Source organism: Hwangdonia seohaensis (assembly GCF_031932625.1).
In the GTDB taxonomy this organism is placed as follows: Bacteria; Bacteroidota; Bacteroidia; order Flavobacteriales; family Flavobacteriaceae; genus Hwangdonia; species Hwangdonia seohaensis.
On record NZ_JAVSCK010000003.1, the window covers coordinates 781,085 to 793,529 of the forward strand.

The window sequence follows — 12,445 nt, forward strand, 5'->3', positions numbered from 1 at the left end:
TTCAATCTATTTTTCGCATAATTTAAGCTGCGATAAATAATTTGAAGCCAAAGTTTTAAGATTGTTTATATAATGGCTTTTTATGGCTTCAATATTTTTTGTAGATATATCAATTGGTGCATCAACTTCTTTTAATGCAACATGATTGCAATCGCAAACCGCTAAAGCTTCGTTATAAGATTTAATGTTTGATGCTATAGCTGTTTTATAAGATACAATTAATTGCTCTTTTTCAAGCAGTAACGCTTTTTCTTCTTGCTGCGCTAATTTGTTTTTTATTTCGGCTGCTTTAAGTTTTAAAGCTTCCTGTTGCTTTTTTAATGCCAATTGCTCATTTTGTAAATCGGAAAGCTCCGAGCTTTCATCCGCTTCAACAACAGTTGGTGTATTGGAATAGGCGCATTTATCAATTTCAATAACACTTTCTTTACTTAAATCCCTGGCGCGTTTTACAAAAAAACGACCATCTTCATACGTTTCGGTATCCTCGACTTTGGCTAATAAATCTATGCTTTTGTTGCTTAGTTTTAATGCGGTTTCGCAACCGCAATCTTTTAAGGTCTTTTTTGATAGCTTAAAAGCTTCCAACGAGCGGTTCGCATAATATTTTAAATGGCTTATATTGTTTGATTCGTAAGCGTCTTTTACGTGCGAATAGGCATTTACAAGATAGGAGTTCGCCTCGTCGCAGTCAGCGGTTTGCGCGTTAAGGTTTAAAGTAGTTACCAAAACTAAAAGGAAGTAAAAGTATTTCATAAATTTGGGGTTAATATTAAGTAGGTGCGACGAATATATTAAAAACAAAGCGGTTTGCCGTGTAGTTCGTCGAAATTATACCGCTAACTTGTTTTCAACAAAGCCATTTATATTGCTTTTTACTTCATTTGGAATGTTGCCATCTTCAACCCAAGTGTGTAAATCGCCCAAATAATTCATACCTAAATAATTGGCTGATGCCACGAAAGGGCCATTAAATCCTTCAATTAAATCGTTGCTGTTGCTGGTACTTATCATGGCCATGTTTTTGCCTCGCAATTGTCTGCCAAGGGGTTTGTGTATGCGTATTAAATCGGAAATCCTATCGAAAAACACTTTCATATGCCCGCTCATCGTGTACCAATAAACGGGTGTTGCAAAAATTATGGTGTCGTAATTCGCTATAATATTTGTAATTAAAGCTATAAAATCATCATCTGCATTTTTATAGTCATAATCATAATGCCCTATGTTTTTAGCGTGCAAATCAATAACATCAAAATGGTATTCTAAAGCTAAATAATTTACAATGCGTTCTGTATCGCCCTTGGGTCTTGCGCTTCCTTGTATAATTACGGTTTTATTCATTTTATAATTTCAGTAAAACGAAGTAACGCAATTATTAAGATTTAAAAACGAATTCGTTATAGAAACAAATAATGTCAATAGAGATAAAATTGATATCATTTTTATATATTTAAAAACCATAACAAATACGATACATTTTGAAAAAAATTGATACCAACGATTTTAAAATCACCTCTAAAATTAAATTAAGCGAACAACCTTCCAATTATGCTTTAAACGCTTCAAAAGACGAGATAAAAGATGCCTTGCAATTTGTAAGTAAAAAACTCGGGAAGCTACAAAACACCATGTACGCCCACGATAAATATGCGGTTTTGGTGTGTATACAAGGCATGGATACTTCCGGGAAAGACAGTTTAATTCGCGAGGTTTTTAAAAATTTCAATGCACGGGGTGTCGTGTCGCATAGTTTTAAAGTACCCACCGACTTAGAGTTGGGGCACGACTATTTATGGCGCCATTACATCGCATTGCCAGAGCGTGGAAAATTTGCTATTTTTAACCGAACACATTACGAAAACGTGCTGGTAACACGCGTGCACCCCAATTATATATTAAATGAAAGGATTCCTTCGGTAAATTCTGTTGATGATATCGATGATGCTTTTTGGGACAAACGCTTCGAGCAAATCAATAATTTTGAAAAGCATATTGCCGAAAATGGCACCATTATATTTAAGTTTTATTTAAACCTTTCAAAAGACGAACAAAAAAACAGGTTGCTTCGCCGTTTGAATAAAAAGGAAAAACATTGGAAATTTTCACCAGACGATTTAAAGGAGCGTGCCCTTTGGGACAAATACCAAAACTGTTACGAAGATGCCATTAACCGCACCTCAAAACCACATGCGCCTTGGTACAATATTCCTGCAAACGACAAGCCCACAGCCCGCTACATTGTCGCCAAAATCATGTTCGACACCCTGAGCCAATACACCGATATTAAAGAGCCAGAGCTAGATGATGAAGTAAAAGCAAACCTAGTGGAATACATAAATTTACTAAACAACGAGTAGTATTATTTGGGCGTTTTAACACGCTTTCCGCTATATCTTTTTAAAACGTCATTGCGAAGGCGGAACAAATGGTGCAATCTGTCTAATTTTAGTTTTAAGCTGTTTTAGTGCTATTAATTTTTAAAAAGGATGCCGCATCAATCGTTAACGCACTTGCCGCGGGTAATTAAAACAAATTTATGTTTCAAGTTAGCACTCAACTTTCAATAAATAGTATATTTAAACTTTAAAATAATTTAAGTTTGTCATTTCTGCGACTTGTGCTGTACTTGTTTCAGTAAAGCAGGAATCCACTTAATAGCAATTCATATGAAACGAATCTTTTTATTAATAACATTATCAAGTTCCATAATTAGTTTTTCCCAAACCGACGAACAGGTTATAAGAGAAATTTATACCCAATCCCTAACAAACGGTAAAAGTTACGATTGGTTAAATCATTTGTCAAACCAAATAGGAGGGCGGTTGTCAGGTTCTTTAAATGCCGAAAAAGCGGTGGCGTACACCAAGGCAGAACTTGAAAAATTAGGATTAGATAAAGTGTGGTTGCAACCCGTTATGGTTCCAAAATGGGTGCGTGGCGCCAAAGAATTTGCCTATATCGAAACGGCTCCCAGTGGTTTTGGCACCAAAAAAACCACGAACGTAAACATTTGTGCATTGGGCGGCTCCATAGCAACTCCAGCAATGGGGCTTAAAGCAAATATTGTTGAAGTTAAAAACTTTGATGAGCTAGGGATTTTAGGAAAAGAACATATTGAAGGTAAAATCGTGTTTTACAATCGGCCGATGCAACCCGATGTTATTAGTACTTTCGAGGCCTACGGAGGTTGCGTAAACCAACGCTATATGGGTGCCGTTGAAGCTGCCAAATACGGTGCTGTGGGTGTTATTGTGCGCTCCATGAATTTACGATTGGACGATTTGCCACATACGGGCAGCATGACTTATGGCAACCTGCCTGTTAATAAACGCATTCCGTCTGCGGCTATAAGCACTAATGATGCGGAATTGTTGAGCTCGATGTTAAAGCTGGACAAATCGCTAAAATTCTATTTTAAGCAAAATTGCAAACAGTTGGACGATGTGTTGTCGCATAACGTGATTGGCGAAATTACCGGAAGCGAATTCCCTAATGAATACATTATAGTTGGCGGCCATTTAGATTCATGGGATTTAGGTGATGGCTCGCACGACGATGGTGCCGGAGTGGTACAGTCTATGGACGTTTTAAGGCTATTAAAGGAGTCTGGAATTAAGCCAAAACGCAGTATCAGAGTCGTATTGTTTATGAATGAGGAAAACGGATTGCGGGGCGGCAATAAATACGCCGAGGTTGCCAAACAGAAAGGTGAAAACCACATATTTGCATTGGAAAGTGATGCGGGCGGATTTACACCGAGAGGTTTTAGTTTCGATTGTAACGATGCCAGTTTCAATCAAATATTAAGTTGGAAGCCTTTATTTAAACCGTATTTTATCCATTATTTTGAAAGGGGCGGAAGCGGTGCCGATGTTGGCCCGTTAAAAAGCAACACCAATGTATTGGCAGGTTTACGTCCGGATTCCCAACGGTATTTCGATCACCATCATGCCGCCAACGACACCTTTGAGCACGTTAATAAACGCGAGCTGGAATTGGGCGCGGCAACCATGACCGCATTGGTGTATTTGTATGATAAATATGGGGTGAATCCAATATTGAATGACGACCAAATAAAGGATTGATTTAAACTTTTTTATATGTGGGAAGAAAAACTGAAAATTTACGACGAACTCGTTAATAAATGCCCGAGATTTGAGCGAAAAGGAAAATCGATGATTTATACTTCGGCAAATGGGTATATGTTTTCATTGCTGAATAAGGCCGGTGAAATAGGCATTCGATTTTCAAAAGAGGTACAAGAAGAATACATAAAAGCATTCAGTTCCTCAACATATAAATCTTACGGTGCGGTCATGAAAGGTTATGTGTTAATTCCAGACCACATGCTTGAAGATTTAGATAACGTCGCAAATTATTTAAACGAAAGTTACGATTATGTTATGACTTTAAATCCTAAATAAAATGAAGAAATTCACTCTAATAATAGCCTTAATATTAACAACAGTTGTTATGGCACAATCTGAAGAAAAATTACCGTACTACGAAATTCCGGAATATCCGGAAACTTATACCGCAGGAACCGTAGCCGCTAGAATGGTTGATGGTTTGGGCTTTAGATATTATTGGGCAACCGAAGGCTTACGACAAGAAGACCTGAATTATAAACCCAGTGAAAGCGGACGAACGAGTGCTGAAACCATCGATCATTTATTGGGATTATCTAATTTTCTACTGAATGCTTTATCCGAAGAAAAAAGAGATGAAAACCAAAAGGAATTTACCTTTGAACAAAAACGAAAACAAACCCTGTTAAACATTAAGGAGGCTTCGGAAATTTTAAAAGCAACCGAAGATATTTCTAAATTTGATAACGATAGATTTCCGTTTTGGAATCTTATTAACGGGCCAATTGCAGATGCGCTTTGGCATTGCGGACAAGTGGTGATGCTTCGGCGTGCCTCGGGAAATCCATTCAATTCAAAAGTGAGTGTTTTCAGTGGGAAGCTAAGAGAGTAATTACAGTGTTTTTCAACTTAGCAATGAATAAATAATCAGCATTTTGCCATCTTTTTTCCATCGAATCCAACCATGGCCTTTCATATTAAAATTGTAATCCAGCAACGCCACGTACATCCATTCGTCCTTAATTTTTAGTGGCCGCATAAAACTGTACGGCGTGTTTATGGTGCCCGCTTCTTCAAAGGGTCTTGTAAAGATATTATGAATTTCGGGATTGGGAAACTCCACGCTATTAATGCCCAAAAGAAACTCGGGCCAATACATTAATTTCCCAGCATAGCGGTCAACAAAACCGGTTTGGTTGTTAGTGGTGTTAACGGTGACTTCAATAAAATCATGGGATATGGATTGAACTTTAAAATACAGCATATCGTAATCTAATTTTAAATGATCGGGCACTAACCAAGGCGGTGCGGTAGCAATATCAAAACCACCGTATTCCAATTGTTTAAAGGTGATACTGTCTATTGGCGTATGCTCTTGAACCGATTTTCCTTGGGTTAAATTACCGTAAAAATAGAGGGTTTTGTTCTCGTGGAAATTTGGGGTAAACATGCCCAAACCCATATGACTTTTGGGTTTAATAGCTGAATTGTTTTTAGCAACCATCGCTATGGTTTTTGCTGTTTTATTTTCAACCGGAGCGGTCGGTCTTTTTGTTTTTTGTTGCTCCATTTTTTGTTGTTCTTTTTCTTTTTGGCGTTTTTGATATTTAATAGTAAAATATGCAAACGAAGTGGCAATAATTAAAGCCAACAAAACATTGATTTTTATAATAAAATGCCTTTTTAAATTATAGGCTAAAACAAGTGCTAAACACAAGCCAATAAAAGCGCCAATAACACCGTAGCCAAAAACAATAGCGCCGCCTGCTAACATTTGCCCTTTTCCGGCTTCGGTGATTCCTGCGTAAATCAGCCCTAAAAAGAAAAAGGCGATTAGTGCTAAAAAGTACATTAAAAAACTAAAGGGTTTAAACAGTTGATGTGCCATAATTAAAAATGAATTATTTTGGTAGCGGTTTCTCCTTGTTTAACTTCAATGGTAAAGGTTTCTTTTTTGCCAGCGTATTCTTTTTTTACAGCACTAACTTTGACTTCGTAAATTCCAGGGTTTAATATAAATTCTCTGGGGTTGCTGCTATTTGATGTGTAGGTTCTACTGCCTGCTACATTTTTACCAGATATTTTTTCCTTAATGCTTACTACGGCATCTACTAGTGTTTCTCCACTTTTCACACCAATCATAGCAATGCCTGTTTTAAAATTATGCGAAACTTCAATGGTTTTACCGGGTTCAACTATAACATCTTCAATTGTGTATTTGGTTTCTAAACCTTTCATGCGTAAACCCATAACTTCAATATCGTAAGTACCGGGGTTTACTTCAATGGTTTGCGTTCTTCCATAAGTTCTACTGCCACCAACAACTTCTCCATCTTGAGTTTTTACTTTACTTGTGGCATCCCAACCTTCATTATTATTAAGTGTTAAAAGATTGATTTTTCCGCCATCAAAACTTACCGTTTTATGTCCGATTTTGTCTTTAATACTTTCAATATTTATTGTAGTTCCTTTAATTTTGGTGTTTTCTAAAGGGTTGACAATCATTTTATATTTTCCAGGAGGCAGATACACCCAACCCGTATCGCGATAGGTTCTTGTGCCATCAACTTCTTTATTTGTATCCGCCTTTACTATTTTAACCCAAGCATCAACAGGTTTGCCGTTTTTTGCGGCAAAAATGGAAAAATTGCCTTTTGGATCATCAATGGTTTGCGATGTAGCTTCGGTAAGCCCTTCACTTAAACCACTGGCGTTTGAAGCATCGTAATACGTTCCACCACCAGCATCGGTAGCACACTTCAATTGTTCAGTTTCACTTTCTTTAAGTCCGAAGCCTACAATATGAAGTTTAAAGTCGATACCTTCGGTTTTTGCCGTTGAAACCACATCGCAAATATCACCATCGCAAGATTCAATGCCATCGGTAATTAAAATAATGGTCGCTTTGGTGTTACTGTTTTTTAATGAATTTATGGCCAGTGCAGCCGAACGTGCCAAAGGCGTTTTTCCTAAAGCGTTCATACCGCTTACCGCATTTGTAATTTGACTTTTGGATGCGTTTTGTAAATCGACCAAAAACTCAATGTCGCTGCAATCGCCTTTTTTGTTATGTCCGTAAGCCATTAACCCAATATTTTGGTTATCCGGTAGATTGTTTACGGCTGTTGCCAATACTTCCGAAGCAATTTCCTTTTTTGTTTTACCATCAAGTTGACCCCACATGGAGCCACTGGCATCGTAGATAAATAAGATTGGAGATGGTGCTTTTTGTTCTTGTGCCGAAGTTTGAAAGATTAAACCTAAAGCACAAAAGAGAGGGATTAATAGCTTCATAATTAATGATTTTATTAAAAATAATAAAAATTTAAGTAAGTTTGGGCTATATGCTTAAAAAACAGGCGGTTAATGGTGTGTCTTGTCGTCCTAAAATTTACAAAAATCGTTATCGTTATTTGTAGTGGTTTTTTTATATTTATAAACTAACCTAACCGACAATGAATAAACTTATTATAATTTTTTTTTTAACATCTTTTGTTGCGATATCGCAAAACCAGACGGACTTATCGTATTATCTTTCACAAGACATAAGTTATAACAAAAATATCCCAACGCCAGAAAACATTATTGAACATCAAGTTGGCGAATGGCACGTAACACACGACAAACTCGTGCAATATATGTACGCCCTTGCTGAGGCATCGGATAGAATTACTTTAGAAGATAGAGGCAAAACCTTTGAAAACCGGCCGCTTTTATTGCTAACAATCACTTCACCTAAAAACCATCAAAATATCGATGCTATTCGTAAAAAGCATATCGATGCAACCAATAATGACGGCGTAAATACAGCCGATATGCCCATTGTGGTTTATCAAGGGTTTTCCATTCATGGAAACGAACCCAGTGGTTCCAATTCGAGTTTGCTGCTAGCATATCATTTAGCTGCTGCAGAAGATGATTACATAAACGCATTGTTGGATAATACGGTTGTTTTGTTAGACCCATGTTTAAATCCTGATGGTTTACAGCGTTTTGCCTATTGGGCAAATACCAATAAAAACATCAATTTAAACCCAGATCCAAACGATAGGGAATATAGTGAGGTTTGGCCCGGTGGAAGAACCAATCATTATTGGTTTGATATGAACCGCGATTGGTTGCCCGTGCAATTGCCGGAATCTCGTGCAAGAATAGAATCCTTTCATAAATGGTTGCCAAATATTCTAACCGACCACCATGAAATGGGAACGAACACCACGTTTTTTTTTCAACCAGGTATTCCTTCAAGAACACATCCTTTAACACCTAAATTGAATCAGGAACTGACAAAAAAAATCGGGAATTTCCATGCGGAAGCATTAAACAAAATAGGCTCTTTATACTATTCGGAAGAAAGCTATGATGATTTTTATTACGGCAAAGGCTCTACATTTCCGGATATAAACGGCGGTATTGGAATTTTATTTGAGCAAGCCAGCTCTAGAGGGCATATGCAGGAAAGCGAAAACGGTGTTTTAACTTTTCCGTTTACCATCAGGAATCAACTCACCACCGCATTATCCACATTGAAAGCCGCAACAAATATGCGCGAAGCTATTTTAAGCTACCAACACGATTTTTATAAAAATGCCAGACAAGAAGCCGCGAAACAAGCAACCAAGGCGATTGTTTTTGGTGATGAAAAAGATGCTGCAAAAACCTATCATTTGGCAGAAATATTAAATCGGCATAACATTAAATTCCACGATATAAAACAAGATTTTACCGCAAACGGAAAACGTTTTAAAAAAGGGTATAGTTACATCGTTCCTAAAAACCAGAAAAACACTCGATTAATCAATGCTATGTTTGAAAAACGCACCACGTTTCAAGATAGTTTGTTTTACGATATTTCTGCATGGACCTTGCCTTTGGCATTTAATTTGGACTATGCCGAAAATGTTTCAACAAATAATTTGGGTGAGCGAATAATCGATTTTCAGCCCAAAGACGGTAAGGTTTCAAAGCGAAGTAATTACGCTTATTTGTTGGAATGGCACGAATATTATGCGCCAAAACTGTTGAATCAGCTTCTAAAAAAGGGTGTTCGTACCAAAGTGGCCTTGAAGCCTTTTAGCATGAATAATAAAGATTATGACTATGGAACGCTTTTAATTCCTGTTCAAAATCAAAAATTAAATGGCGAAGATTTGTACGCGCTTTTAAACAAATTAGCCAAAGAGAACCATGTGCAAATTGATGGGGTACATACAGGGTTAACAGATGGGATAGATTTAGGAAGCCGGAAATTTAAAACTTTGGAAAAACCAAAAATCGCTTTGTTGGTTGGCGATGGCATAACCTCTTACGACGCTGGCGAAATTTGGCATTTATTTGATACGCGTTTTAATATTACGGCAACAAAACTAGACACCAAAACCATTAACCGTGCAGATTTAAATCGCTACAACACCATCGTTGTCCCAAATATGAGGTCTTTAAATGTATCGAACACCAAAAAACTTAAGGCTTGGATAGAAAACGGAGGCACCCTCATTGGATTTAGAAATACCGTAAAATGGCTTAAAGAAAAAGAATTTGTTAAGTTGGAATTTAAGAAAACCAATGTGCAGGCCAAAAACATAAGCTTTGACGAAAAAAGCGATTTTAATGGCGCTCAGGTTATTGGTGGTGCTATTTTTGAAGCAAAACAAGACCGATCGCATCCTATAAATTTCGGGTATAAAAATGATAAAATAGCGTTGTTTAGAAACACCACCGTTTTTATAAAAGCAGATTCTTTAAGCTATAACAACCCCATACAATACACAAAAAATCCGCTTTTAAGCGGTTACATTTCCAAACCTAATTTAGATGTTTTGGCAGAAACCGTTCCTGTTCAAATTAAAAAATTAGGAAAAGGCAAAGTGGTTGCCTTTACGGATAACACCAATTTTAGAGCGTTTTGGTATGGCACAAACAAACTGTTTTTAAATGCTATTTTCTTTAGAAAGGAATTATAATTTTACAGCTAAAAGTGAAATTATCAAAACTGAAACCACATAGATTAATGCGATTTTAATACCGAATAAAAAAGTTAAAAACAACCAAACAATTAAAAGATAAAAAGGCACTAAAGTGATGGCGATGGCAAATCTAAAAGTAGATAGAAACTCAATCTCGTCTATTTTTGGTTGTACCACAAACTTCCAGATTAAATAGGGTATAAGGAGGTTTAAAATCAGTAATGCTTTAAATATCAATCGGATTCCTTTTATTTTTGGTTTCCGATTCGTTTCACAGTTTTCAAAATGATTTGCAATGCAGGAATTTACTGCTTTCGGGTTTAAATAATCAACTTGCAAACGGTTTAATGTCGCTGCAGTTTCATCATAATTATCCGATGGTATGTGCGTGGTTAACTGTGCTATTTCAGATTGGATTCTGGCCTTTAATTTCAGCACATCCTCGTTTCTGTTTTCTGAAATAAAATTTTTGGCGGATAATGGTTTTCCAAAATATATGGATGTACTATCCGGGAATTTTTCAGCATTTTCAAAATTTAAACCCACGGGAATTATTTGTAAATCCGTATCAGGATATTTTTCCAAAGTATCAAATACAATTCTTGTAAAACCTTTGCTTAATGGCCTTACGGCGCGTTTTAAATTATGGCTACCTTCAGGAAAAATAACAATAGCTTCATTTTTGTTTAGCAGTTCGGTGCAGGTTTCAAATATGGCATTATTATTTGTTATGTTGCTCCAGCCATCGCGAACTCTATAAACGGGAAGCATTTGTAAACTCATCAAAAGCTTGCTTACCAATGTCTTTTTAAAAACTGCGGCCCGTGTTAAAAAGTACGAAAACCTACCACTTTTTGTTGCAATTAATAAGGCATCCAACAAGGCGTTTTGATGATTGCTCAACAATAAAATGGGTTTGTTTTTTGATACGTTTTCAACATGGTAAATTTTTATTCTTCTGAAATAAAAAAACATGCCAATACTTAAATATAATCGAACGCTATATAACCAGATAAATTTCAATATGCTAAACTTCTTTTTTTATGAGACCAAAACCAAGCCAATAACAAGCCGGAAACAATATGCCAAATGCCCCAAAAGGCTGCTAAAATAGCCATACCGCCAATACCGTCAAAAAATGTGAAAATGAGCAATAACCCTAAACCTGAATTTTGGATTCCTGTTTCTATCGCTAGTGTTTTTTGATTTTTAAATGACAATTTAAATAGGCGAGCCACTAAAAACCCAACCATAATGGCCAATATATTATGACTGATTCCTATGAATAAAACATGGTGGATATAGTTGTTAAAAACTTCTAGATTTTTTGAGAATGCCAAAATTACTATGGCTATAAATATAACAATGGATAAAGGCTTTAAGATTTTGGAAAGTTTATCGGCTAACAATTCATTTTTATATCTTAACAACATCCCTAAAATTAATGGCATACCGAGAATAAGAACAACAAGTTTTACCAACTCAAAAGGTTCTAATTGTACGGTTATTAAAATTTCCGCTGTGGGTTGGTATAAATTTCCGTAAAGTTGAAAATTAAAAGGCGTCATAACCATGGCCAAAAACGTAGCAAATGCCGTTAAACTAACTGATAGCGCAGTGTTTCCTTTAGCCAAACTCGTCATGAAATTAGACACGTTTCCCCCGGGGCACGCTGCTACCATCATCATTCCCAAGGCAATACTTGGTTGGGGTTTTATAAGCAGTATAAACAAAAACGTTACAAAAGGCAGCAAGACAAATTGCGATACAATGCCCAATAAAACCAGCTTGGGTTGTTTGATTAAATTCTTGAAATCACTTAGCGAAATCCCCAATGCAACCCCGAACATAACCAATGCGAGCGCAACATTTAAAACCCAAAGGGCGTTGGTGTCAAAATTTATCTGAACGTTGTCTAATTGCTGCATACACTAAGAAACGGGCGTTCCGTTTTTTACCCTGTTTTCTGGGTTTAAAAGAATAACATCTTCACCATTTACAGCACCTAAAACCAAACATTCGCTCATAAATTTGGCAATCTGTTTTTTAGGAAAATTTACAATAGCTACAATTTGCTTATTTAACAAGGCGTCATTGGTATACAAGGTGGTTATTTGTGCAGAAGATTTTTTAATGCCTAAATCCCCAAAATCGATAGTGAGCTGGTAAGCGGGTTGTCGCGCTTCGGGAAAATCGTTTACCTCTATAATGGTGCCCACTCGCAAATCTACTTTCGTAAAATCTTCAAAAGTTATCGTGTTATTCATTTTTTAAAAATACAATTTACCAAATGAATTTTAAAATGGTTCCTGGAAATTTTAAATTATATTTTATTTAAATGAACTAGAAACAAATTTCACACGCTCTTTTAAAGTTTTTTAGTAGAAA

General features: G+C 36.4%; 12 protein-coding genes. 5 read left to right on the plus strand and 7 right to left on the minus strand.

Annotated features, from left to right (window positions below; translation table 11 throughout):
- Positions 1-6: 6 nt before the first annotated feature.
- Both RNZ47_RS12410 and RNZ47_RS12415 read right to left on the minus strand, forming a co-directional pair.
- Entirely contained in the window at positions 7-756 is a 750-nt protein-coding gene (locus tag RNZ47_RS12410) for a hypothetical protein (RefSeq protein WP_311940462.1), read from the minus strand.
- 75 nt (positions 757-831) lie between these two features.
- Positions 832-1,344, minus strand: coding sequence for a flavodoxin family protein (locus RNZ47_RS12415; protein ID WP_311940464.1), 513 nt, complete (start codon positions 1,342-1,344; stop codon positions 832-834).
- 137 nt (positions 1,345-1,481) lie between these two features.
- Between RNZ47_RS12415 and RNZ47_RS12420 the strand changes: the two genes are divergently transcribed.
- The 4 genes from RNZ47_RS12420 to RNZ47_RS12435 all read left to right on the plus strand — a co-directional run bounded on the left by RNZ47_RS12420 (position 1,482) and on the right by RNZ47_RS12435 (position 4,983).
- Positions 1,482-2,360 carry a PPK2 family polyphosphate kinase gene (locus RNZ47_RS12420; RefSeq protein ID WP_311940466.1) on the plus strand — a complete coding sequence of 293 codons (879 nt, stop codon included), beginning with the start codon at positions 1,482-1,484 and terminating at the stop codon, positions 2,358-2,360.
- 309 nt (positions 2,361-2,669) lie between these two features.
- A complete protein-coding gene (locus tag RNZ47_RS12425) occupies positions 2,670-4,088 on the plus strand; it encodes a M20/M25/M40 family metallo-hydrolase (protein WP_311940468.1) in 1,419 nt (472 codons plus the stop codon).
- A gap of 15 nt (positions 4,089-4,103) precedes the next feature.
- Positions 4,104-4,427 (plus strand): hypothetical protein, encoded by a 324-nt coding sequence (locus RNZ47_RS12430; protein ID WP_311940470.1) that lies wholly within the window; start codon positions 4,104-4,106, stop codon positions 4,425-4,427.
- 1 nt (position 4,428) lies between these two features.
- Complete coding sequence (locus RNZ47_RS12435) at positions 4,429-4,983, plus strand: DinB family protein (RefSeq protein WP_311940472.1); 555 nt, start codon at positions 4,429-4,431, stop codon at positions 4,981-4,983.
- A gap of 12 nt (positions 4,984-4,995) precedes the next feature.
- On the opposite strand, the gene RNZ47_RS12440 is transcribed toward RNZ47_RS12435, so the two are convergent.
- Together RNZ47_RS12440 and RNZ47_RS12445 are read right to left on the minus strand one after the other, a co-directional pair.
- Positions 4,996-5,979, minus strand: coding sequence for an ABC transporter permease family protein (locus RNZ47_RS12440; RefSeq protein ID WP_311940474.1), 984 nt, complete (start codon positions 5,977-5,979; stop codon positions 4,996-4,998).
- Between the two features lie 2 nt (positions 5,980-5,981).
- Positions 5,982-7,385 carry a vWA domain-containing protein gene (locus tag RNZ47_RS12445; RefSeq protein ID WP_311940476.1) on the minus strand — a complete coding sequence of 468 codons (1,404 nt, stop codon included), beginning with the start codon at positions 7,383-7,385 and terminating at the stop codon, positions 5,982-5,984.
- Positions 7,386-7,546: 161 nt separating this feature from the next.
- On the opposite strand from RNZ47_RS12445, the gene RNZ47_RS12450 reads away from it, so the two are divergent.
- Positions 7,547-10,054, plus strand: coding sequence for a M14 family metallopeptidase (locus RNZ47_RS12450; RefSeq protein WP_311940478.1), 2,508 nt, complete (start codon positions 7,547-7,549; stop codon positions 10,052-10,054).
- On the opposite strand, the gene RNZ47_RS12455 is transcribed toward RNZ47_RS12450, so the two are convergent.
- Genes RNZ47_RS12455 through RNZ47_RS12465 form a run of 3 tightly spaced genes read right to left on the minus strand, consistent with a single transcriptional unit; the run spans position 10,049 to position 12,324 of the window.
- Positions 10,049-11,032 (minus strand): lysophospholipid acyltransferase family protein, encoded by a 984-nt coding sequence (locus RNZ47_RS12455; protein WP_311940479.1) that lies wholly within the window; start codon positions 11,030-11,032, stop codon positions 10,049-10,051. The two genes, RNZ47_RS12450 and RNZ47_RS12455, sit on opposite strands and share 6 nt — an antisense overlap.
- 44 nt (positions 11,033-11,076) lie before the next feature.
- Entirely contained in the window at positions 11,077-11,985 is a 909-nt protein-coding gene (locus tag RNZ47_RS12460) for a bile acid:sodium symporter family protein (protein ID WP_311940480.1), read from the minus strand.
- A gap of 3 nt (positions 11,986-11,988) precedes the next feature.
- Complete coding sequence (locus RNZ47_RS12465; protein WP_311940482.1) at positions 11,989-12,324, minus strand: tRNA-binding protein; 336 nt, start codon at positions 12,322-12,324, stop codon at positions 11,989-11,991.
- Between the last annotated feature and the right edge of the window lie 121 nt (positions 12,325-12,445).

Bases quoted from the DNA above. Each gene is read 5' to 3' on its own strand.
- RNZ47_RS12455 (WP_311940479.1), bottom strand. From the start codon at position 11,032: ATGTTTTTTTATTTCAGAAGAATAAAAATTTACCATGTTGAAAACGTA.
- RNZ47_RS12415 (WP_311940464.1), bottom strand. From the start codon at position 1,344: ATGAATAAAACCGTAATTATACAAGGAAGCGCAAGACCCAAGGGCGAT.
- RNZ47_RS12430 (WP_311940470.1), top strand. From the start codon at position 4,104: ATGTGGGAAGAAAAACTGAAAATTTACGACGAACTCGTTAATAAATGC.
- RNZ47_RS12460 (WP_311940480.1), bottom strand. From the start codon at position 11,985: ATGCAGCAATTAGACAACGTTCAGATAAATTTTGACACCAACGCCCTT.
- RNZ47_RS12435 (WP_311940472.1), top strand. From the start codon at position 4,429: ATGAAGAAATTCACTCTAATAATAGCCTTAATATTAACAACAGTTGTT.
- RNZ47_RS12440 (WP_311940474.1), bottom strand. From the start codon at position 5,979: ATGGCACATCAACTGTTTAAACCCTTTAGTTTTTTAATGTACTTTTTA.
- RNZ47_RS12425 (WP_311940468.1), top strand. From the start codon at position 2,670: ATGAAACGAATCTTTTTATTAATAACATTATCAAGTTCCATAATTAGT.
- RNZ47_RS12410 (WP_311940462.1), bottom strand. From the start codon at position 756: ATGAAATACTTTTACTTCCTTTTAGTTTTGGTAACTACTTTAAACCTT.
- RNZ47_RS12450 (WP_311940478.1), top strand. From the start codon at position 7,547: ATGAATAAACTTATTATAATTTTTTTTTTAACATCTTTTGTTGCGATA.
- RNZ47_RS12445 (WP_311940476.1), bottom strand. From the start codon at position 7,385: ATGAAGCTATTAATCCCTCTCTTTTGTGCTTTAGGTTTAATCTTTCAA.
- RNZ47_RS12465 (WP_311940482.1), bottom strand. From the start codon at position 12,324: ATGAATAACACGATAACTTTTGAAGATTTTACGAAAGTAGATTTGCGA.